19 protein-coding genes are annotated in these 21,867 nt (G+C 71.8%); 11 read left to right on the top strand and 8 right to left on the bottom strand.

Annotation, left to right across the window (positions count from 1 at the left end):
- Window positions 1-5: 5 nt before the first annotated feature.
- Window positions 6-860 (bottom strand): hypothetical protein, encoded by an 855-nt coding sequence (locus ACH4OW_RS19360; RefSeq protein ID WP_398029171.1) that lies wholly within the window; start codon window positions 858-860, stop codon window positions 6-8.
- Between the two features lie 227 nt (window positions 861-1,087).
- Here ACH4OW_RS19360 and ACH4OW_RS19355 point away from each other — a divergent pair, with 227 nt between their 5' ends.
- A complete protein-coding gene (locus tag ACH4OW_RS19355; RefSeq protein ID WP_360124260.1) occupies window positions 1,088-1,690 on the top strand; it encodes a hypothetical protein in 603 nt (200 codons plus the stop codon).
- Window positions 1,690-2,220, top strand: coding sequence for a hypothetical protein (locus ACH4OW_RS19350; protein ID WP_398029169.1), 531 nt, complete (start codon window positions 1,690-1,692; stop codon window positions 2,218-2,220). Before ACH4OW_RS19355 ends, ACH4OW_RS19350 begins: the two co-directional genes overlap by 1 nt.
- Window positions 2,221-2,257: 37 nt before the next feature.
- On the opposite strand, the gene ACH4OW_RS19345 is transcribed toward ACH4OW_RS19350, so the two are convergent.
- From ACH4OW_RS19345 to ACH4OW_RS19335, 3 genes are read right to left on the bottom strand one after another with little or no spacing between them, the layout of a single operon-like run.
- A complete protein-coding gene (locus tag ACH4OW_RS19345) occupies window positions 2,258-3,034 on the bottom strand; it encodes an enoyl-CoA hydratase/isomerase family protein (protein ID WP_398029167.1) in 777 nt (258 codons plus the stop codon).
- Window positions 3,031-3,507, bottom strand: a complete 477-nt coding sequence (locus tag ACH4OW_RS19340; RefSeq protein WP_360124251.1) for an OB-fold domain-containing protein — start codon at window positions 3,505-3,507, stop codon at window positions 3,031-3,033. The genes ACH4OW_RS19345 and ACH4OW_RS19340 overlap by 4 nt, the downstream gene beginning before the upstream one ends.
- 6 nt (window positions 3,508-3,513) lie before the next feature.
- On the bottom strand, window positions 3,514-4,665 hold the full coding sequence (locus ACH4OW_RS19335) for a lipid-transfer protein (RefSeq protein ID WP_398029165.1): 1,152 nt from the start codon (window positions 4,663-4,665) through the stop codon (window positions 3,514-3,516).
- A gap of 103 nt (window positions 4,666-4,768) precedes the next feature.
- Between ACH4OW_RS19335 and ACH4OW_RS19330 the strand changes: the two genes are divergently transcribed.
- Entirely contained in the window at window positions 4,769-6,400 is a 1,632-nt protein-coding gene (locus ACH4OW_RS19330; protein WP_398029163.1) for a FadD3 family acyl-CoA ligase, read from the top strand.
- A 550-nt stretch (window positions 6,401-6,950) separates the two neighbouring features.
- Here ACH4OW_RS19330 and ACH4OW_RS19325 read toward each other — a convergent pair.
- Window positions 6,951-8,513 (bottom strand): class I adenylate-forming enzyme family protein, encoded by a 1,563-nt coding sequence (locus ACH4OW_RS19325; protein WP_398029161.1) that lies wholly within the window; start codon window positions 8,511-8,513, stop codon window positions 6,951-6,953.
- Between the two features lie 146 nt (window positions 8,514-8,659).
- On the opposite strand from ACH4OW_RS19325, the gene ACH4OW_RS19320 reads away from it, so the two are divergent.
- Window positions 8,660-9,091, top strand: a complete 432-nt coding sequence (locus ACH4OW_RS19320; RefSeq protein WP_398029159.1) for a pyridoxamine 5'-phosphate oxidase family protein — start codon at window positions 8,660-8,662, stop codon at window positions 9,089-9,091.
- 82 nt (window positions 9,092-9,173) lie between these two features.
- On the opposite strand, the gene ACH4OW_RS19315 is transcribed toward ACH4OW_RS19320, so the two are convergent.
- The 3 genes from ACH4OW_RS19315 to ACH4OW_RS19305 form a co-directional block, all read right to left on the bottom strand.
- Window positions 9,174-9,437 carry a hypothetical protein gene (locus tag ACH4OW_RS19315; protein WP_360129718.1) on the bottom strand — a complete coding sequence of 88 codons (264 nt, stop codon included), beginning with the start codon at window positions 9,435-9,437 and terminating at the stop codon, window positions 9,174-9,176.
- A gap of 348 nt (window positions 9,438-9,785) precedes the next feature.
- The gene (locus ACH4OW_RS19310) at window positions 9,786-10,124 is read right to left on the bottom strand and encodes a laminin G (protein WP_398029157.1); all 339 of its coding nucleotides are present in this window, start codon (window positions 10,122-10,124) and stop codon (window positions 9,786-9,788) included.
- 211 nt (window positions 10,125-10,335) lie between these two features.
- On the bottom strand, window positions 10,336-13,278 hold the full coding sequence (locus ACH4OW_RS19305) for an AfsR/SARP family transcriptional regulator (RefSeq protein ID WP_398029155.1): 2,943 nt from the start codon (window positions 13,276-13,278) through the stop codon (window positions 10,336-10,338).
- Window positions 13,279-13,632: 354 nt separating this feature from the next.
- Here ACH4OW_RS19305 and ACH4OW_RS19300 point away from each other — a divergent pair, with 354 nt between their 5' ends.
- The 7 genes from ACH4OW_RS19300 (at window position 13,633) to ACH4OW_RS19270 (ending at window position 21,796) form a co-directional block, all read left to right on the top strand.
- Window positions 13,633-14,853 carry an amidohydrolase family protein gene (locus ACH4OW_RS19300; protein ID WP_398029153.1) on the top strand — a complete coding sequence of 407 codons (1,221 nt, stop codon included), beginning with the start codon at window positions 13,633-13,635 and terminating at the stop codon, window positions 14,851-14,853.
- Between the two features lie 165 nt (window positions 14,854-15,018).
- Entirely contained in the window at window positions 15,019-15,834 is an 816-nt protein-coding gene (locus ACH4OW_RS19295; RefSeq protein WP_398029151.1) for an alpha/beta fold hydrolase, read from the top strand.
- A 7-nt stretch (window positions 15,835-15,841) separates the two neighbouring features.
- Window positions 15,842-16,225 (top strand): thiol-disulfide oxidoreductase DCC family protein, encoded by a 384-nt coding sequence (locus ACH4OW_RS19290; RefSeq protein ID WP_398029149.1) that lies wholly within the window; start codon window positions 15,842-15,844, stop codon window positions 16,223-16,225.
- Between the two features lie 91 nt (window positions 16,226-16,316).
- On the top strand, window positions 16,317-17,321 hold the full coding sequence (locus tag ACH4OW_RS19285; protein WP_398029485.1) for an LLM class F420-dependent oxidoreductase: 1,005 nt from the start codon (window positions 16,317-16,319) through the stop codon (window positions 17,319-17,321).
- Window positions 17,322-17,427: 106 nt separating this feature from the next.
- On the top strand, window positions 17,428-18,552 hold the full coding sequence (locus ACH4OW_RS19280; RefSeq protein ID WP_398029147.1) for an LLM class flavin-dependent oxidoreductase: 1,125 nt from the start codon (window positions 17,428-17,430) through the stop codon (window positions 18,550-18,552).
- A 32-nt stretch (window positions 18,553-18,584) separates the two neighbouring features.
- Entirely contained in the window at window positions 18,585-20,315 is a 1,731-nt protein-coding gene (locus tag ACH4OW_RS19275) for an amidohydrolase family protein (protein WP_398029145.1), read from the top strand.
- The gene (locus tag ACH4OW_RS19270; RefSeq protein ID WP_398029143.1) at window positions 20,312-21,796 is read left to right on the top strand and encodes an aldehyde dehydrogenase family protein; all 1,485 of its coding nucleotides are present in this window, start codon (window positions 20,312-20,314) and stop codon (window positions 21,794-21,796) included. Before ACH4OW_RS19275 ends, ACH4OW_RS19270 begins: the two co-directional genes overlap by 4 nt.
- Window positions 21,797-21,867: the final 71 nt, after the last annotated feature.

Here is a 21,867-nt window from a genome sequence, read left to right as displayed (position 1 = left end):
GGCGGCTACCGGTCCTCGCCCCGGCGCGGGTCCTTGTCCCACTGCGGGCGGTCCGGCGGCCGTGTCCGGTCCGGCTCCTGCCCCTGCTCAGGCGGTGGTGTCGTCCTGATCGGCCGGGTCGCGTCGTCGGGCCTGGGCGGCGGCTGTTCCGGGTCCTCGGGGGCGGGCGGAGCCGGGACCGGCCGGGTCGACTGGTCGTCCGGGGGCGGCTGCTGCGCGGACCCGGGCGGCGGGTGCCCGGCTCCCGGCCACCGCACCGGCGGCTGGTGGTGGGGCGTGGCGCGCGGCGCCGCCCCGTACGCGGGCACGCCCTGCGGCGGTGTGTCACCGCCCCTGATCGGGCCGGGCTCCCACTCGGGGCCCGTGTTCACGAACGTTTCCGGCCCGTCGTACCGGTCCCGGCCCTCGTCGTCGAAGCGCGCGTCGCGGCGCCGTGAGCGCACGCCGCGGCGCCCGCTCATCACCAGCGCCGCCAGCCACAGCACCGCGCCGCCGCCGAGCGCGCAGGCCACGCCGATGCCCAGGTCCTGGTCGGGGTTGTCGCCCACCGTCAGGCTGCCCGCCGCCTGCCCCTGACGCACCATCCACAAAATCGTGAAGCCGAGTACCACCAGCCCCGCCAAGGCGACGAGCAGGCGGGACCGGAGCACGATGCCGACCAGGGTCAGCAGCGCCGCGAACGCCATCGGCAGAAAGACCGAACCCAGCAGTTCGGCCTTGGTCCCGCTGATGCCGTCGAAAAGGTCCTCGATGCGGAACTCACGCCCTTGACGGCCGTCGTACCAGGCACGGAAGGGGCTCCAGACGGCGGCCGCCGCTCCGACGAGGGCCAGTACGGATCCGAGTACGTTGCGCACCACAGGCGTCGCCTTTCCGGTCGCTGTTTCGTCCCGTTTCCCTCTGTAAACGACGCTACGCCCGACTGCACGCGCGCGCCAGAGCTACGCGTTTTACCTGGTCAGGAAGAGATTTTGGGTAATGCGAGGAGGTTGCTAGTCTGCCGTGCACTCGTCAAGAACGCATAAGGACGAGAGTGCGCCGCGTGTGCGGCGCGGTACTTCAACGGGGTCAACGGGGGCACAACATCATGAAGTTCCGTCATGTCCGCACGGTCGCCGCGGCCGGGGTGGTGCTGGTCGCGCTGACCGGTGCCCGTCACTCGCACGGCGGCGGTTGCGGCAGCAGTAGCAGCAGCCACGGCAGCGACGGCGGTTCCAGCACCAGCGGCAGCAGCACCAGCGGCGGCTACGAGGCCAGCACGGGCAGCAGCGGCTACAGCAGCAGTGGCGGCAGCTCCACCAGCGGCGGCTACGACGGCGGTACGAGCAGCAGCGGCAGCTCCACCAGCGGCAGCAGCACGTCCGGCTTCACCACCGGCGGCAGTAGCAGCAGCCGCAGCGCCATGAACGACATCAAGATCAACGGGTGCAAGTACAACGGCGCCGGGAGCCTCAAGACCACGGTCACGGCCACCAACAGCTCGTCGAGCACCAAGTACACCTACCTGCTGACGATGAAGTTCACCGCGCCCGGCGGCAAGGACCTCGGCACCCGCCACCCGAGCATCCCGTACGTGCAGCCGGGCCGTACCGAGTCCCTCGACGTGACCCAGTACGTGCCGTCGGCGGACGCCATCAGCGGCACCTACCGCTGCTCGGTCACCGACGTCCAGCGCACCCCGCTGTCCTGATGGCCGCCAGGGGACGGCGGCTCGGCCGGGCCGCCGTCGCGGCCGGGCTGGTGGCCGCCACGGGGCTCGGAGCGGCCGGCTGCGCGAACATGTTCCCGGGCGCCCACGCCCGCCGGATGACGCCGCCGCCCGGCTACAGCAGCGACTCGCCGTCTCCCGGCCCGCTGGAGACGCCGTCGTACGAACCCACGTACTCGCCCTCGCCGACGCCGGAGGAGACCTTCGACCCGGACGGGCGCTCCGACGCGCACGGCAACAACTGCCGCTACAACACGTCCACCGGGCGCCTGGAGTACACGGTCTCGGTGACCAACCCTTCGCTGACCAGCACCGCCTCGTACGAGATGGCGGTCAACTGGATGAAGGCGCGGCCCGCCGACGGCACCACGTACGGGCTGCACCAGCGCAGCATCATCGTCCGGCCGGGGCAGACCGAGACGTACACGGCCTCCTACAGCCTCACCAACACCACGGGGCACCAGCTGTGGTTCACGTGTGAGATCCGCAGGGCACGCAAGACGAAGCTCTGAAGCACCGCGCCCTTCGCCTCCCGGCCAGCGGATCCCATCAGCGGGTCCGGAAATCCCGCGCCCGGGAGGCGAAGAGGCCGGCCTGCCGCTCCGGCGGCAGATTGCCGAGCGCGATCAGCTGGGGCGCGTGGGCCAGCGCCTGCGCCCGTACGGCCTCCTTCGACGCCCACAGGGCCCGTACGGTGCCCTGCACCGCCTCGGTGGGCTGGGCGGCGAGCACGGCGGCGGCGCGCAGGGCCGCGGCCACGGCCCCGCCCGCAGGGGCCAGCTCCGACACGAGGCCGGTCTCGTAGGCACGGCGGGCGCCGAGCCGCTCCGCCGTGCCCATCAGGGCCAGCCGCGCGGCCTCGCCGTACGGCATCCGCTGCGCCATGAACACCGACTCGTACGCGCTGACCATCCCGTAGGTCGTGTGCGGATCGAAGAACGTCGCCTCATCGGAGGCGACCAGGAACTCGCACTCGCCGAGCAGATAGAACGCCCCGCCGCAGGCCATGCCCTCGACCGCCGCGACGACCGGCTTCCACAGGTCGTTCGCCTTCGGCCCGATGCGCAGCAGCGGGTCGTCGGCCGAGTAGGGGGACGACGGCTGCGGGACGTCCACGGAGCGGTCGATGCCGGTGCAGAACGCCGCGCTCCCCGCCCCCGTCAGCACGATGGCGCGTACGTCGTCGTCGAACCGGCAGCGGTGCCACACCGCGGCGAGCCGCCCTGCGGTCTCCAGGTCTAGGGCGTTGTGCCGCTCGGGCCGGTCGAGCGTCACCAGGGCGACGCCGTCCGCCGCCGTCTCGACACGTACCGGCTGCGGCGTCACGGCCGCTCCAGCAGCCAGCGGGGTACGAACACGCCCGGCGCCTGCTCGTGGAACGCCACCTTCACCGGGGCGCCGATCCGCAGCCGGGCCGGGTCGACGGAGTCCAGCGGGGCGTCCGGGGCGGCCACCAGGTTCCCGACCAGGCGGATGTCCGGGGCGTCGGCCAGCTCCACCACGACGGCGTTGTACGGGGCCTGCGCCGCGTAGGCGGGCAGCAGCGGCGGGTGCGGCAGGACGTACGACCAGATGCGTCCGCGACCGGTCATCCTCCGCCACCGATGCTCGAAAGACTGGCAGCGCGGACAGCAAGGCCGGGGCGGGAAGCGCAGTGCGCCGCACGCGGCACAGCCCTGGACGCGGAGTTCCCCACGGGCCGCGTACTCCCAAAAGGGGGCACCGTCCTCGTCGACGACGGGAAGCAGGAACCCTTCACCCGGGCCGTTGTCAGTGGTCCCCGTCATGCTGGTGGACATGAGCACTCAACTCCTCAGCAACAGGGCCGATGTGGGGACGCCTTCACCGGCCGTGACCAGGCAGGTAGCGGCGTCCGGCACCTGCGCGGTGCCGGTGCCGCGCAACTGCCGCACCCCTTCCGTGATGAGGTTGAAGCCGTGGACGTACGCCTCGCTCAGCCCGCCGCCCGCGGTGTTGAGCGGAAGCCGGCCGCCGATCTCCAGGGCGCCACCCTCGGTGAAGGCCGCGCCCTCGCCGCGCCCGCAGAAGCCGTAACCCTCCAGGGACAGCGGGATCAGCGGGGTGAACGCGTCGTAGATCTGCGCGACATCGACGTCACCAGGGCCAAAATCGGCCTGCTTCCACAACTGCCGGGCAGCGGTCCAGGCCGGACCGGTGAGCGGGTCGTCGGTCCAGTAGTTGACCATGCCGTGGTGCTGGGCGGGCAGGCCCTGCGCGACGGAATGGACGTACACCGGACGGTGGCGCAGGTCGCGGGCGCGCTCGGCGGAGACGACCACACAGGCCAGCGCGCCGTCGGTCTCCAGGCAGTTGTCGAAGAGACAGAGCGGCTCGCTGATCCAGCGCGCGGTCATATACATCTCGCGGGTCAGGGGGCGCTCGTACATGACCGCGGCCGGGTTCTGGTTGGCCCGGTTGCGACAGGCCAAGGCGACGTTGAAGAAGTGATCGCGGGTGGCGCCGTACTCGTGCATGTAGCGCCGGGCGAGCATGCCGATCTCGTCGGCCGGCCGCAGCAGACCGAAGGGGCGGGTCCATTGGGCGGGAGTGGGCAGTTGGACGGCGGTGTTCCGCCACGGGCGGGGCCCGGAACCGCGCTTGCGCGAACGCCAGGCGACACCGACGCTCGCCTGCCCGGTGGCGATGGCGGCGGCCAGGTGGGCGACGGTCGCGCACGAACCGCCGCCACCGAACCCCACCTTGGCGAAGAACGTGACGTCACCGGCCCCGATCGCCTTCGCCACCTCCACCTCGTCGGTCTCCTCCATCGTGTACGAGGCGAACGCGTCCACCTCGGACGGAGCGATCCCCGCATCGTCCAGCGCCGCGACGATCGCCCGGCAGGCCAGCGTGCGTTCCGACTCGGCGAGCCGCTTGGCGAACGCGGTCTGGCCAATCCCGGCTATCGCCGCCGCGTCCTTGAGGGTCGCCCCCATCGCCACCTCCGTGGTCGGCCGTCCATACGGGCATCCGTACTGACAGCCGAGGAGGCTACCGCTAACCTGACGCACAGTCAGCTCTTGCGCGGGAGGTAGTGCGATGCGCGGTGACCCGAACGCCCCCGACGCCACCGACCCACGCGCCGACCTGGAACACGGCAGCATCCCGCGCCTGGTACGCGCCGCGGCCACCCGGTACGGACCGGCCGAGGCCGTCACCGAAGGCCGCACCCGCCTCACCTACACCCAACTCGGCGAGCAGGTCGAACGCGCCGCGGCGGCCTGCATCGCCGCCGGCGTCCAGCCCGGCGACCGGGTAGCCGTCTGGGCTCCCAACACCACCACCTGGATCACCGCCGCACTCGGCGCGGTGACGGCGGGCGCCGTCCTGGTCCCCGTCAACACCCGCTTCAAAGGCGCCGAAACCGCCGACATCCTGCGGCGCACCCGCGCCCGCCTGCTCTTCGTCACCGGCACGTTCCTCGGCACGTCCTACGTGGCCTCCCTGCGACGCGCGGCCGGCGAGGGCGCCGGCCACGGCCCCCTCCCTGGCCTGCCCCACCTGGAACAAGCCGTCGTCCTCTCCGACGACGCCCCCGAGGCGTTCCTCACCTGGAAAGACTTCCTGTCCGCAGGCGAAGCCGTGCCCACGGCAACGGTCCGCGCACGGGCAGACGCAATCCACCCCCACTCCCCCTCCGACATCATCTTCACCTCCGGCACCACCGGGCTCCCCAAGGGCGCCGTGATCACCCACGCCCAGACGCTCCGCGCCTACGCCGTCTGGAGCGAACTCGCCGGGCTGACGGCAGACGACCGCTACCTGATCGTCAACCCGTTCTTCCACACCTTCGGCTACAAAGCCGGAATCATCGCGTGCCTGCTGCGCGGCGCGACGATGATTCCCCAACCCGTCTTCGACGTCCCCACGACACTGGCCAACATCACCGCCGAACGCGTCACCGTACTCCCCGGCCCACCCACCCTCCACCAGCAACTCCTGGACCACCCCGAAAGAACCCGCCACCACCTCGGCACCCTGCGCCTGGTCGTCACCGGCGCCGCCCTCGTCCCCCTGCAACTGGTCGAACGACTCCGCTGCGACCTGGGCGTCACCACCGTCCTCACCGCCTACGGCCTCTCGGAAAGCTCCGGCATCGTCACGATGTGCCGACGCGACGACCCGCCCGAAACCGTCGCGGCCACGTCCGGCCGCGCCATACCCGGCACGGAAGTCCGCGTCACGGACGCCACCGGCCGCGACGCGCCCGCCGGCACACCGGGCGAAGTACTGGTCCGCGGCTACCACGTCATGCCCGGCTACTACGAAGACCCCCAAGCGACCGCGGCCGTCCTGACGCCCGACGGCTGGCTGCACACCGGCGACGTCGGCACCCTGGACGCGAACGGCAACCTGCGCATCACCGACCGCCTGAAAGACATGTTCATCGTCGGCGGCTTCAACGCCTACCCCGCCGAAATCGAACAACTCCTGACCCGCCACCCCGACGTGACCGAGGCCGCCGTCATCGGCATCCCCGACCCCCGGCTCGGCGAGGTAGGCAAGGCATACGCGGTCCGCCGCCCGCACTCCACCCTCACGCCCGCCGAACTGATCACCTGGGCCCGCCGCGAAATGGCCAACTACAAGGTGCCACGCGAAATCGAGTTCGTACGAACCTTGCCACGCAATGCGAGCGGGAAGGTGGTGAAGGGGGAGTTGCGGCGGTGAGGTGGCGCGCTTCGCGCGCGGTTTTGCGCTTGCCTGGTTCGCGCTTGCGCGCGATTGCGCGTTCCGTCCGGTGGGTGGGGGGCCGGGGCCCCGCAGGGGGCACTCCTCACCGCAGTCGCGGAAGCCATGTCTGGAAAGCTGAACCTGGTGTTGCGACGTGTCGGCTGCGGGGAGCCCCCTGCGTGTCCCCGGCCCCGGGGACGGATAGCGACTATCCCGCCGTTGTGGCCGGGGCCCACTGGTGGCGGTCTTTGCCCGCCCACAGCCGGGTGGTCTGGCCTCCTGGTTGCTGCGCTGCTGGTGTCTTTTTCCTCCCCCACCCCCACTCGCGCGGGGGTGCCGAACCGGCCGGAGGGGGCGTGCAGGGGGGTGTCCCCGCAGCCGACAGCTCGCTACACCAGGTTCAGCTTTCAAGACATGGCGTCCGCGAGTGCGGTGAGGAGACACCCCCCTGCGCGGCCCCGACCCCACCACAACCAGCGCAACCCCGCGCGAAGCGCGCACCGCAACCCCGCGCGAAGCGCGAACCGCAACCGCGCGCGTAGCGCGCCTACATAAACCACGACCGCAACACCGACTTACGAACCTTGTTCAACGGCCCACCCCGCGGCAGCGAAGCGACAACCTCCAACTGCTCCGGCAGTTTTTGCGGCATCAGGCCCGCCCCGCGCAGGTACGCGGTCAACATGGCGAGCGTCGGGGGGCGAACGCCCCCCTCCGTGATTACGGCGCACACCCGCTCGCCGCGCAAGCGGTCCGGTAGGCCGATCACGGCGACGTCACCCACCGCCGGGTGCCCGCGCAGCATTTCTTCGATCTCCTGGGCGGAGATGTTCTCGCCTTTGCGGATGATGATGTCCTTGAGCCGTCCGGTCAGGACCAGGTGTCCGTCGGCCCGCACCAGGCCCAGGTCGCCGGTGCGGAAGTAGCCGTACGCGTCGAATGCCCCGGCCGTCAGTGCCGGATCCGTGTAGCCGCGGCAGACCATGGGGCCGGACACCGTGACTTCGCCCGGCTCGCCGGGCCCCGCCTCTGTGCCGTCGGGGCGGGTGATACGGATGCGGGCGCCGGTGACCGGCTTGCCGACGGTGTGGGCGAGTTGCTCGTCGCTGTCGTACGGCGTGCCCATGGCGATCATCGGGCATTCGGTCATCCCGTACCCGTGGATCACCGCGCACTCCAGTTCGCGGCCCGCCGCGTGGTACAGGTCCGGTGGCAGCGGGGCGCCGCCGCCCGACAGCAGGCGCAGGGTGGGGATCAGGCGCCCGGGGCGGCCCGATCGTCGTGATTCGTCCAGGAACGCCTGGTAGAAGGCCGTGCTGCCGCCGGCCATCGTGACCCCGTGGCGGCGGTACGCCGCAACCGCGGTGGCGGGGTCGAACACGTCGAGTACGACCGCGGGAAAGCCGCTGAGCAGCATGGCGATGACGTAGTCGGGGCCCGCGATGTGCGCGTAGGGGAAGGCGATGGAGCCGATGTCCGTGCTGGTCATGCCCAGTGCGGTGGCCAATCCGACGCCGCCGGCGAGGAGTGAGAGGTCGGTGTGTTCGACGCCCTTGGGGTCGGCGGTGGTGCCGGAGGTGTAGTAGATCCAGGTGGGGGCGGGGCCCGGGGGTGTGAAGGGCGGTAGTACGTCCGTATCGGCGTGGGGGAGGCCGTCGGCGAGGGAGAGTACGCGTGTGGCGCCGCCGCCCGCCTTCCGGGCCGTCGCCGCGTAGTCGTGGCCGCGCCACTCGCCCGGCACGATGGCGTACTCCGCTGCCGACTGCCGCAGCGCGAAGCCGACCTCGCGTTCCCGGTGGAGGTGCAGTACCGGTATCTGTACGGCGCCGAGCCGGGCGAGCGCGAGGGAGGTGACGACCGTCGCGGGCCAGGTGGGCAGCTGCCACAGGACGCGCGTGCCGGGCCGGATGCCCAGGCTGTGGAGTCCGGCGGCGAGGCGGAGGGCGCGGTCTCGTACCTCGCCGAAGGTGATGGAGGCGGCCCGCCCGGCGTCGTGGTCCGCGCCCGCGGCCACGGTGGTCTCGTCGAAGAACATCGGCGCGTCCCGTGAGGCGTCCGCCCGGTATTCGACCAGTTCCCAGAGTGACCGCACACGGTGGGGCTCGAACACGTCGCACCTCCTGAGGGGAGGGGAGAGGGCGCAGTGCCGGTGAGCGTAGCAAGGAGCTGACGGCGCGTCAGCCTGGGCGGAACATCGCGCCCGCACAGAACGTTGGACACAACGCACCGCATCGCACCCACACGCTTGGAGACGTCATGCCCTTGAGTATCGAAGAGCGCGAGAGGTTCCTGGCCGAGCCGCACGTCGGCGCGTTGTCCGTGGCGTCGGGGGAGGAGGACCGTGCGCCGGTCACCGTGCCGATCTGGTACGGGTACGAGCCGGGCGGAGAGTTGTGGATCACGACCGAGCGTGATTCGCGCAAGGCGCAGTTGATCGCGGCGGCCGGGCGGTTCTCGGTGATGGTGGACCGGGTCGCGCCGACGGTCCGCTATGTGTCGGTCGAGGGTGAGGTCGTGTCGGTGGAGCCGTCGACGGACACGGAGTTGAAAGACATGACCGAGCGCTATCTCGCCCCGGAGGCGGCGGCCGCGTACATGAAGGACGTCCTGCCGACGCTGGGGCCGTCGGTGACGATCCGGCTCCGGCCGAAGCGGTGGTTGTCGGCGGACATGGGGGTGGTCGGGTAGCCCGCCCTGTGCGGAAGGGGGGCCGGCCTCACCTGTCCCGGCCCCCCGGCGTACGTGGTGCGGCCCGGACGGGGCCGGCGGGTTACGGCCGGTTGGTGTCCAGGGGCACGGCGACGCTTCCGGTGTCCGGGCGGTTGGTGTCCAGGACCACGGCGCTGTCGCCGGTGTCCGGGCGGTTGGTGTCCGGGGTCACCGTGGCGGGTATCGGGCGGTTGGTGTCCGGTGCGCCGATGCGGGCGGGGCTGTTGGGGGTGTGGCCGTCGGATGCCACTGCCGGCACCGCTGCGGCGCCTGCGACGGCGGCGGTGAAGGCGAGTGTGACGAGGGTGCGCTTGATACAGCTCATGTCCAACTCCTCCGTGGGGGAATCCCGTGTTCTGTGACGCTAGCTTCTGGTGAGGCGTGTGTTCGATCCCCCCGGCTGGAAAACGCCGTAAAAATGGGGAGTTCGTGTGTGTCTGCGGGTATGCCGCGGGGACCGGCTTCGATGGCTCCCCCCTCGATGCCATCGAAACCGGCCCCCGCGATCCCCCGGATCCCCCCGGATCCCCCGATCCCCGGATTCGGCAATCCCCCCGGATCCCCCGATCCCCCGGATTGCCGGACCCACAGTGGGTCTTTGTTTTTCCCCCTGGCCGGGCGGGCCGTCGATTCCCCCGTGGCCCGCCCGGCCGGGTCTGTGCGCGGTGGCTCGTTACTTCGGGTCGGCGATGGGCCTGGTGCTGTCCATCATGACCACGCCGCCTTCACCCGGTGCGGGCCTGGTGCTGTCGTCGGCGACAGCCGGGCTCTCGGTGATGGGGCGATTGCTGTCCAGCGGCTGGATGGGCCGGTTGCTGTCCATGGGCTGGATAGGCCGGGTGCTGTCCATGGGCTGGATCGGACGATTGCTGTCCATCGGCTGGATGGGACGGTTACTGTCCATGGGCTGGATCGGACGGTTACTGTCCATCGGCTGAATGGGGCGATTGCTGTCCAGAGGTTTGACGATGTCCTTGTCGTCGCCTTTGCGAGCCTGGTTCTGAGAGCTCAAGGTGATCAACTCCGTTGGTTGGGCGCAATCGGTCCACCCGGCCGGCAACTCCCCCGTGGGTCGCCGGACGGGTGGACCAGGGCCGGACACCTTACGGTGGGGCCTTGGTCACCGAGCCGCTTGCCCCCCGAGGCGGCGGATCGGTAATTAGAGAGTGGCCCCTCGCGATGAACGATCGATAAACGCCCGAAGCCCGTGGTCGGAGCGGCCTTTACGCCACTGCGACAGGGGCGATGAGATTGTGTACCTCACTGTCGACGGGCAGGCCCATCTGCTCGTGGATGGACATCACTTCCTGCCAGCAGACCTTCGCGCGGCCGGTGTGTCCTATCTGGTTCAGGGCATGCCCCAGTGTGGTCAGGGCGTTGGCCCGCCAGCGTCCGCCGCCGATCCCCCGTAGTGCGGAGAGTGCCTGCTCGGCGTAGTTGGCCGCGCTGGCCGGGCGGTGCGCCGCGAGGTCGACCTCGGCGAGCCTGAGGTACGTCATGCCCTCCCAGAACCGCTGCCGGCTGTCGCGGAAGATGGCGAGCGCGTCGGTCAGCTGCTGGGTGGCCTCGTCGAGTCTGTTGGCGAGCGTCAAGGCCATGCCTAGCGCGTACATGCCATTGCCGAGCCGGCGCGTGGCGCCCGCCTCCCGGTAACAGGCGGTGCCCTGTTCGGCGAGCCGGACGGCACTTTCCACGCGGCCGGTGTCGAGGTGGAGGCGCGAGAGGTTGCACAGCGCGCTCGCCTCGGACTGCTTGTTGTTGTTCTCCCGGAAGGCGAACAGGGCCTGGGTCAGGTACCCTTCGGCCGCTTCGTGGTTGTGCTGGATGCTGGCGATGATGCCGCGGTCGTTCGGGCCGTTGGCGGCTACGTAGGAGTCGCCTGCCGCCAGCCCCAGCAAGGTGGCCAGCTTGGCGTGCTCGTCGGCCTCGTTGAGCCGGCCGGACTGGGTGTAGATGGGGGACAGCGCCCAGTGGGCGCGCCCCTCCGCGTGCTGGTCGCCGGCCCGGCGCGCGGCGGCCAGCAGGGTGAGGTTCGCCTGCTCGTACTGGTGGTTGTTGGCACCGGACTCGGCCATGTCCCGGGAGAGCAGCAGCAGGTCGACGGCGCGCCGCAGGGCCTTCTCGCCGGTGTGCTGGAGCGCGCAGGCGATCAGGCACCGGGTCTCGCTGAACAGCCAGCTCAGTGCCTCGGCGCGGTCGGTGAATTCCAGGCCGGGGTAGTGCGGGGTCTCCGTGTGGTCGGCCAGGCGGTCGCCGGGGCGCTCCAGCGTGTACATGTGGGCGGCGGTTGCCAGGTAAAAGTCGAGCAGCCGGGACAGTGCCGCCTCGCGTTCGGCCGGCGGCTGCTCGTCGCGTTCGGCGCAGGAGCGGGCGTAGAGGCGTACGAGGTCGTGGAAGCGGTAGCGGCCGGGGGCCGCGGACTCCAGGAGCGAGGTGTCGACGAGCGATTCGAGGAGCACCTCGGCGGAGTCGGTGTCCATGTCGAGCAGGGCGGCCGCGGCGGCGAGCGAGATGTCGGGCCCGTCGGCCAGCCCGAGGAGGCGGAAGGCGCGGGCCTGCCGCGGTTCGAGCTGCTTGTAGCCGAGTTCGAAGGTGGAGTTCACGGCGAGGTCGCCGGCGCGCAGCTCGTCGAGCCTGCGGCGTTCGTCGGCCAGTTTGCGCGCGAGGACGGACACGGTCCAGGTGCGGCGGGCCGCCAGCCGGGAGGCGGCGATGCGGATGGCCAGCGGCAGGAAGCCGCAGGCGCCGACCACGTCCATGGAGGCTTCGCGCTCGGCGTTGACGCGCTCTTCGCCGACGATGAGGGTGAAGAGGGTGAAGGCCTCGTCGGGGCTCATCACGTCGAGGTCGACCAGGTGCGCGCCGGCCAGGTCTATCATCCGGACCCGGCTGGTGATCAGGGCCGCGCAGCCTTCCGTGCCGGGCAGCAGCGGGCGGACCTGGGCGGCGTCGCGGGCGTTGTCCAGGAGGGCGAGCACCCGGCGGCCCGCGAGGGCGGAGCGGTAGAGGGCGGCGCGTTCCTCGACGCCGTTCGGGATGGCGGCGTCGGGTGTCCCCAGCGCGCGCAGGAACGCGCCGAGCACCGCTTCCGGGTCGGACGGGGAGTGCCCGGCGCCCTGGAGGTCGACGTAGAGCTGGCCGTCCGGGAAGTGGGAGTGGGCGGCGTGCGCGACGTGCACGGCGAGGGTGGTCTTGCCGACGCCGCCGATGCCGGTGAGCGCCGAGACGGCCATGACGCGGCCCTCGGCGGTGGCGAGCTGTTCGCTCAGTTCGGTGACGAAGGCGACGCGTCCGGTGAAGTCCGCTACGGTGGCCGGAAGTTGCTGTGGCCGGCGGAACACCGGCTCGGCCGGGTCCTGGGCCTCGGGCGGTGGTGTGGGCGCGTCCAGCTCGGCGTCCGCGCGCAGGATGCGCTGCTGGAGCTCGGAGAGGGACGCACAGGGGTCGACTCCCAGTTCGTCCGCGAGCAGACGGCGCGTATCGGCGTATACGGCGAGTGCCTCGGCCTGGCGGCCGCTGCGGTACAGCGCGAGCATGAGGAGTTCTCGCAGGCGCTCGCGCATGGGGTGGGTTGCGGTCAGCGCGGTCAGCTCCGAGACGGCCTCGGCGTGGCAGCCCAGTTCGAGTTCGAGCTCCAGGCGGGTCTCCATGAGGGAGAGCCGCCACTCCTCCAGGCGGGTGCGCTGGTTTTCCGCGTACGGCCCGGCGAGGTTGGCCAGCGGCTCGCCGTCCCACAGGGCCAGTGCGGCGTCCAGGAGGTCGCGGGCGCGGCAGCGGTCGCCGGACGCCTTGGCCTTCTCGGCCTCGGCCGCGTACTGCTCGGCGTGGTCCAGGTCCAGGTCCAGCGGGTGGCTGTCCACCGGCCGTACCGCGTAGCCGCCGGACTCGCTGACCAGGGTGTCCGCGTCCGCGCCGAGGGCTTTGCGGATGCGGGAGGCGTAGGTGCGCAGCGCCGCGAGGGCGGCGTGCGGCGGCTCGTCGCCCCACAGCGCGTCGACGAGTTCGGAGGCGGTGGCGGTGCGTCCGCCCCGCAGCAGAAGGGCGGCCAGCAGCGCGCGCTGCTGCGGGGAGCCGGCCGCCAGTGGCGTCTCGCCGCGCCAGGCCCGTACGGGACCGAGCACGGTGAAGCGGAGCCGCTCCTGGCCCTGCCCCGGACCGTCGTCCATGGTGTCCCCCTGCCCTGTGCACTTCGTTCGCATCGGCCAGTCTGCCTTGTCGCAGCCCCTTACGTCAGTAGGGGTCGGGTGTCGGCACCGTCTCTGCACGCCCGGTGTTTCGGGCTGGTGTTCGGCTTGGCGGCGGCTGTGGCTCCGGGGTGGGTGCCGGTGCGGATTCCCGTGCGGATGCGCGTGCACCTGCCCGTGCGCGGTCCGCGCGGGGGCGCGGTGCCGAGCGTCGCTGCTCAGCCGCCTGAGCGGCCGCGTGGCGATCGATTCCGGCGCAGACCCGTGCCACCTGCATGTATTCTCCCGCGTCACTTTTTTGCTGACGGGCCGTCAGCTCAGCGCTACGGTAAAAAGATGGAGAGTTTTCCGAAGATAATCTCGGTGGACGATCACACAGTGGAGCCCCCCACCGTCTGGCGGGACCGGCTCCCCGCGAAATATCACGACATCGGCCCGCGCATCGTGCGGGCCCCACTGACGGAAATGACCTTCGTCGGCGGCCGGTTCGCGCCGAAGATGGGCCGCCCCGGGGACGAAGGACCGGTCGCCGACTGGTGGGTCTACGAGGACCTGCACCGCCCCCTCACCCGCTTGGACACGGCCGTCGGCTACGCGCGCGACGACATCAAACTGGAAGGGATCACCTACGAGCAGATGCGCCCCGGCTCCTACAGCGTGCCGGAGCGGCTGGCCGACATGGACGTCAACCACGTCCAGTCCGCCCTGTGCTTCCCCACGTTCCCGCGCTTCTGCGGCCAGACCTTCACGGAGGCCAAGGACCGCGAACTGGGGCTGCTCGGCGTGCGCGCCTACAACGACTGGATGGTGGAGGAGTGGTGCGGGCCGGCCGCGGGCGGACGCCTCATACCGCTCACCCTGGTCCCGTTGTGGGACGCGGAGCTGGCCGCGCGTGAGGTGCGCCGGAACGCGGAACGGGGCGTACGGGCGGTCTGCTTCAGCGAAATCCCGCCACATCTGGGGCTGCCCAGCATCCACACCGGCGACTGGGACCCCTTCCTGCGGGCCTGTGACGAGACCGGCACCGTCATCGCCATGCACATCGGCTCCTCCAGCAGGATGCCCTCCACGTCGGCCGACGCGCCGCCCGCCGTCGGCTCCACCATCACCTTCGTGAACTGCTGTTTCTCGATGGTCGACTGGCTGATGAGCGGCGCCTTCGACCGCTTCCCCGGGCTGCGGATCATGTACGCGGAGGGGCAGATCGGCTGGATCCCGTACATCCTGGAGCGCGCGGACGTGGTCTGGGAGGAGAACCGCGCCTGGGGCGGCGTCGCCGACAAGGTCCTGCGGCCGCCCTCCGAGCTGTTCGCCGGGCACGTGTACGGCTGCTTCTTCGACGACGCCTTCGGCCTGCGCAACCTGGACGCGATCGGCGCCGGCAACGTCCTGTACGAGACCGACTACCCGCACTCGGACTCCACCTGGCCCCGGTCGAAGGAGGTCGGCGAGACCCAGATGGGGCATCTGGCGCCCGACGTGGTCGAGCGCATCGTGCGGGGCAACGCCATCGACCTCCTGGGGCTGACCCCGGACGGGCTGTGGGCGGGCGCGTAGGCACCCGCACGCCCCCGCGAGGCAGCGGCCCCGGGCGCCCCGGCGGCGCGCCGGATTCGTACGCCCGGATTCTCCCCGCGGGAGCGCATGTGCGGTCACGATGGGACGTGCGGGCGGCCGGCCGCCCGCACGGGCCGTGCCCCACGGGGGCTGGAGGTGGCGCACATGACGACGTTCGTGCTGGTGTCGGGCGGGTACACCGGAGGTTGGAGCTGGCAGGAGGTGGCGGACCACCTGCGCGCGGCGGGACACCGGGCGCATCCGGTGACACTGACCGGGATGGGGGACCGCCGCCACCTGTCAGGCCCCGGCACCGACCTGAACACCCACATCGAGGACGTGGTGCAGGTACTGGACCACGAGGACGCCGGCGAGCCGGGCGGGGCGGCGGAGACGGTCCTCGTCGCGCACTGCTACGGCGCCTACCCGGCGCTGGGCGCGGCGGACCGCGACCCGGGCCGCCTGGCCCGCCTCGTGTACGTCGACGCGGGCCTGCCCACCGACGGCGCGTCCGTCCTGGACGCGCTGCCCGACCCGGCCGTACGGGAACGGCTGCGGCGCCGCGCCCAGGAACACGGCGACGGCTGGCGGCTGCCGCCGCCGGCCTTCGAGGAGACCGACATCTGGGGCAGCCTGGACGGCATTTCGGAGGAGGGCCGGGAGCGGCTGGCCCGCCTCGCCGCGCCGCAGCCCCTGGCCACCCTCACCCAGCCGATCCGGCTGACCGGCGCCGCGGCCGCCCTGCCCGCCACCGGCATCTTCTGCACCAAGAACGTCACCAGCACCGCGGCCCTCCGCGCCCTGGTGGCGTCCGGCGACCCGCGCTTCGCGGCGTTCGCCGACCCGCGGTACGGCTTCTTCGACCTCGACACCGGGCACTGGCCCATGCTGTCCTGCCCCGGCGAGCTGGCCGACCTGCTGCTGCGGGCGGCGGCGGACGAGGGGGAGCGGATCGCCGTACCCGATCAGCCCCCGGCATGATGGGTGCATGAGGACACGACCCGTACTCGTCTACGACGGAGACTGCGGCTTCTGCACCACTTCCGTGCGGTTCGCCGAGCGCCGCATCCGCCCCCGCTGCACCGTCACGGCCTGGCAGTTCACCGACCTGGAAGCGCTCGGCGTCACCCAGGAGCAGGCCGAGCACGAGGTGCTGTGGATCACCCCGGCGGGCACCGTGTACGGCGGGGCGCAGGCGGTCGCCAAGCTGCTGATGAGCGCGCGCGGGGTCTGGTCCGTGCCCGGTGCGCTGCTGACCCTGCCGCCGCTCCGGCAGCTCGCCCACGTCGTCTACCGCCTGGTCGCCGACAACCGGCACCGCATGCCCGGCGGCACCGCGGCCTGCTCGCTGCCCGCTCACCTCAGGCCCTGACGCCCGTACCTCTTGTCTGCCGACGCCGTAGCCAACACCATGACCGACAATCGTCGGTGACGGGCCGTCAGGTCGGGGTGGGGGCGTGAACATGGGCAGTGGGACGGGAAGCGGTATACGGAACGACGCCGCCGGTGACGGGGTGCGGGTGCTGCCCGAAGGGCGGACCGCCTACGGCATGCAGCTCCCGGTGCAGTCGCAGAGCACCCTCTACGCGGAGTCCTGGGAGGCCGGGGCCGGGCCCGCCGACCTCGTCGAGATCGCCCGCACCGCCGACCGCCACGGCTTCGCCTACCTCGCCTGCTGCGAGCACGTCGCGATCCCGCGGCGGCTGGCCGCGGCGATGGGCACGGTCTGGTACGACCCGGTCGCCACCCTCTCCTACCTGGCGGCGGCCACCGTACGCGTACGGCTGCTGAGCCACGTCGCGGTGGTCGCCCTCAAGCACCCGCTGATCACCGCGAAGCAGTACGCGACCCTCGACCACCTCTCGGGCGGGCGGCTGATCCTCGGAGTCGGCGCCGGACACGTACGGGAGGAGTTCGACGCCCTCGGCGTGGACTTCACGCGGCGCGGCGCCCTGCTGGACGAGGCGATCGACGCCTTGAAGGCGGCCCTCGGGCCACAGGAGTTCCCTTCCTTCCAGGGGGAGCGGATCGCCTTCACGGGGCTGGGGCAGGCACCGCGCCCCGCGCAGGTGCCGCGCCCGCCGGTCTGGGTGGGCGGCTCCTCGCCCGCGGCCGTCCGCAGGGCCGCGGTACGCGGCGACGGCTGGCTGCCGCAGGGCGGCAGCAGGGACCGGCTCCCGGCGCAGCTGGCGAGGCTGCGGCAGCTGCGTGAGGAGGCCGGCATCAGGACGCCCGCCGAAACCGGCGCCATCACCGAGCCGCTGTACGTCGGTGAGCCGTCCTGGGAGGTCGGCAGGCGCACCCTCACCGGGCCGCCCGAGCGGCTGGCGGAGTCGCTGCGCGCGTACGGGGCGATGGGCGTACGGCAGATCCAGGTCCGGTTCCGCAGCCGGAGCCGTACGGAGCTGACCGACCAGATGGCGGCCTTCGCCACCGGGGTGGCCCCGCACCTGGACGCCGTTACCTGATGGGCCGTCAGCTATTGACGGTGCGGGCGCCCGGTGCGACAGTCGAGCCCGACCTGACGGTGCGTCAGGCGACGCTGCCGGAGCGGACGAGGGACGGTGAACCACCGTGGAGTTCGGGCTGTTCGTACAGGGATATGTGCCTGCCGCGCGCGCGAAGGTCGACCCCGAGGCGGAGCACCACGCGCTGATGGAGGAGACCGAGTACGTCATCCAGGCCGACCGGTCGGGGTTCAAGTACGCCTGGGCCTCCGAGCACCACTTCCTGGAGGAGTACTCGCACCTGTCCGCCAACGACGTCTACCTGGGCTACCTCGCCCACGCCACCGAGCGCATCCACCTCGGCTCCGGCATCTTCAACCCGCTCGCCCCGGTCAACCACCCGGTCAAGGTCGCCGAGAAGGCCGCCATGCTCGACCACCTCTCCGGAGGCCGCTTCGAGTTCGGCACCGGGCGCGGCGCGGGCAGCCACGAGATCCTCGGGTTCATGCCGGGCGTCACCGACATGAACCACACCAAGGAGCTGTGGGAAGAGACCATCGCCGAGTTCCCCAAGATGTGGCTCCAGGACGAATACCAGGGCTTCCGGGGCAAGCACTGGCAGCTGCCGCCGCGCAAGGTCCTGCCCAAGCCGTACGGGGCGTCGCACCCGCCGATGTGGTACGCGGCCGGCTCGCCCTCCTCGTACGCGATGGCGGGGAAGAAGGGCCTGGGCGTGCTGGGCTTCAGCGTGCAGAAGGTCGCCGACATGGAGTGGGTCGTCGAGTCGTACAAGACGGCCGTCGAGCGGGCCGAGCCGGTCGGCGCGTACGTCAACGACAACGTCATGGTCACCTCCACCGCCATCTGCGCCGAGACGCACCAAAAGGCCGTCGAGATCGCGGTGGGCGGCGGCCTGAACTACCTCCAGTCGCTGCTGTTCCGCTACCACGACACCTTCCCGCGCCCCGAGGGCATCCCGGAGTGGCCCGAGCTGCTGCCCGAGTACACCGAGGAGATCATCGAGCTGCTGATCGCCGAGGAGCTGATGATCTGCGGCGACCCGGACGAGGTCTTCCGCCAGTGCAAGCGCTGGGAACAGGCCGGCGCCGACCAGCTCTCCTTCGGCCTGCCCATCGGCGTCTCGCCCGAGGACACCCTCACCACCATCCGCCTCATCGGCGAGCACGTCATCCCGAAGATCGACACGGACCCGGTCCACCGGACCGCCCGCTTCCGGCAGGCCGCCGCCTGACCAGGCCGTTCCGAGCGAAAGGGCTTCCCGGGATGCTCGACCACCTGATCAAGGGCGCCACGGTCGCCGACGGCACCGGCGCCCCCGCGTACCAGGCCGACCTCGCCGTCCACCAGGGGCGCATCGCCGCCATCGGCCGCATCACCGACCCCGCGAGAACCACCGAGGACGCCCACGGCCTCGTCCTCGCGCCCGGCTTCGTCGACCCGCACACCCACTACGACGCCCAGCTCTTCTGGGACCCCTACGCGACCCCCTCCATGCACCACGGCGTCACCACCGTCGCCGGCGGCAACTGCGGCTTCACCCTCGCCCCGCTCAACCCCGGCCGCCCCGGCGACGCCGACTACACCCGCCGCATGATGAGCCGCGTCGAAGGCATGTCGCTGGCGGCACTGGAACAGGGCGCGCCGTGGAACTGGTCCACCTTCGGCGAGTACCTGGACGCCCTCGAAGGCAGGACCGCCGTCAACGCGGGCTTCATGGTCGGCCACTGCGCCCTGCGCCGCCACGTCATGGGCCCGGACGCCATCGGCGGACAGCCCACCGGGGCCCAGCTCGACGCGATGCTGCGGCTCCTCCACGACGCCATGGACGCGGGCGCCTGGGGCCTGTCCACCACCCAGTCCTCGACCCATGCCGACGGCGACGGCGAGCCGGTCGCCTCCCGGCACGCCCGCCCCGCCGAACTGCTCGCCCTGTCCCGCGCGGTCGCCGACCACGAGGGCACCCAGCTCGAAGCGATCGTCGCGGGCTGCCTCGACCGGTTCGCGGACGAGGAGATCGACCTGCTCGTCGAGATGTCGGCCGCCGCCGGGCGCCCCCTGAACTGGAACGTGCTGACCATCGACAGCGCCGTACCGGAACGGGTGCCCCGCCAACTGGAGGCGAGCGAACGCGCCCGCAAGGCGGGCGGCCGCATCGTCGCCCTCACCATGCCCATCCTCACCCCCATGAACATGTCGCTGGGCACCTTCTGCGCCCTCAACCTCATCCCCGGCTGGGGCGACGTCCTCGCCCTGCCCGTACCGGAGCGCATCGCCCGGCTGCGCGACCCGGCCGTACGGGAGGAACTGCTGCGGCGCGCGGCGAGCAAGGAGGCGGGCGTCTTCCGGCGGCTGACCGACTTCGCCCGGTACGTCATCGGCGACACGTACTCCGCCGCCAACCAGGGACTCTCCGGCCGGGTGGTCGGCGACATCGCCGCCGAACGCGGCCAGGACCCCTTCCGCACCCTGGTGGAGATCTGCGCCGAGGACGGGCTGCGCACCGTCCTGTGGCCGATGCCCACCGACAACGACCCGGCCAGCTGGGCGCTGCGGCAGCGCACCTGGCAGCACGAGGACGTCATACTGGGCGGCTCCGACGCGGGCGCCCACCTGGACCGGATGTGCGGCGCCCCGTACACGACGCGCTTCCTCGGCGACTGCCTGCGCGGCCGGAAACTGGTGGGGCTGGAGCAGGCCGTACGGATGCTGACCGACGACCCGGCCCGGCTCTTCGGCCTGCGCGACCGCGGCCGTATCGCCGTCGGCCACCACGCCGACCTCGTCCTCCTCGACCCGGAGCGGATCGACGCCGGCCCGGCCCGGCTGGTGCACGACCTGCCGGGGGACAGCCCGCGGCTGCACGCGGAGGCCGCCGGGATCGTGAGCGTACGGGTCAACGGCGTCGAGACGGTACGGGACGGCGCGGTGACCGGCGCGGTACCGGGAAAGGTGCTGCGGTCGGGCCGGGACACCGAGACGGTGGGTACACGGTGAGCGCGCCCGCCGACGTATCCCCCGAGCGCCTGCTGATCGGCGGCGAGTGGACGGCACCCGACCACGGCCACTACGAGGTGACCGACCCGGCGACCGAGGAGGCCGTCGGGCTGGCGGCGGAGGCGGGCCGCGACCAGGCGTACGCGGCGGCCCGCGCGGCGCGCGAGGCGTTCGGTCCCTGGTCGCGCACGGCGCCCGAGACCCGGGCGCGGGTGCTCGACCGCGCCGCCGGAATCCTGGCGCGCAACGTCGGCCCGTACACGCGGCTCGCGCGGGCGGAGACCGGGGCGACGACCGGCACTGCCCGCGCGATGCAGGTAGGCGTCGCCATCGCCCGCCTCAAGCGGTACGCGAGCGGAGCGCTGGAGCCGGTGGAGACCCCCTTGCCCCCGCAGATCAACGAGTCGGGCCCGTTCGGGAAGGCGGCGGTCCTCGGCGCGCTCGCGGTCCGCCGTCCCGTCGGCGTCGTCACCTGCATCACCTCGTACAACAACCCCTGGGCCAACCCGGCGGGCAAGATCGCGCCCGCCCTGGCCATGGGCAACACGGTGGTGGTCAAGCCCGCGCCGCAGGACCCGCTCTCCGTCCACCGCCTGGCCGAGGCGCTCCAGGAGGCGCTGGACGAGGCCGGCGCGCCACCAGGCGTCCTCAACCTCGTGACCGGCAGGGACCCGGAGATCGGCGAGGCCGCGGTGGACTCCCCGGACGTGGACATGGTCAGCTTCACCGGCTCCACGGCCGTCGGGCAGCGCATCGCGGAGGTGTGCGGACGCGGCATGAAACGCCAGCTGATGGAACTGGGCGGCAAGGGCGCCGCGCTGGTCTTCGACGACGCCGACCTGGACGCGGCCGTCGCCGGCATTGGCACCACGTACTCCTTCTACAGCGGCCAGATCTGTACGGCGCCGACGCGTGTGCTCGCCCAGCGCGGCATCCACGACCGGCTGGTGGAGAAGCTGGCCGCGTACGCGTCGCGGCTGGCGGTCGGCGACCCGGCTTCGGCGGACACGGTCGTCGGCCCGGTGATCTCCGCCGCGCACCGCGACCGCGTCGAGTCGTACATCGAACTGGGCCGGAAGGAAGGCGCCCGCCTGATCACGGGCGGCGACCGCCCACCCCTCCCACGCGGCTTCTACGTGGTCCCCGCCCTCTTCGCCGACTGCACCCCCACCATGCGGGTGGTCCGGGAGGAGATCTTCGGCCCGGTGGTCGTCGTCTTCCCCTTCGACGACGAGGAGGAGGCCGTAGCGCTCGCCAACGCCACCGACTACGGCCTGCTGGACTACGTATGGTCAGGGGACGTGGCGCGCGCGTTCCGGGTGGCGGGGAGGCTGCGGTCGGGCGGCGTCGGGGTCAACACGGTCGGCCGCAACATGGAGGCCCCGTTCGGCGGCTTCAAGCGCAGCGGGGTGGGGCGCGATGTCGGCTCGTACGCGCTGCACGCGTACAGCGAGACGCAGGCGGTGGTGTGGCCGGGGTGAGGCGGGCGTGCGGCCCCCGCGTGTCCGCACGGGAAAATTTTGAATCAGGACGAACCGGACAGGGCTGCGGT

The organism is Streptomyces sp. NPDC017056, assembly GCF_044332485.1.
Classification (GTDB): domain Bacteria; phylum Actinomycetota; class Actinomycetes; order Streptomycetales; family Streptomycetaceae; genus Streptomyces.
The sequence above is the reverse complement of the archived record's forward strand: the minus strand, read 5'-3'. Positions and strand labels throughout refer to the sequence as shown.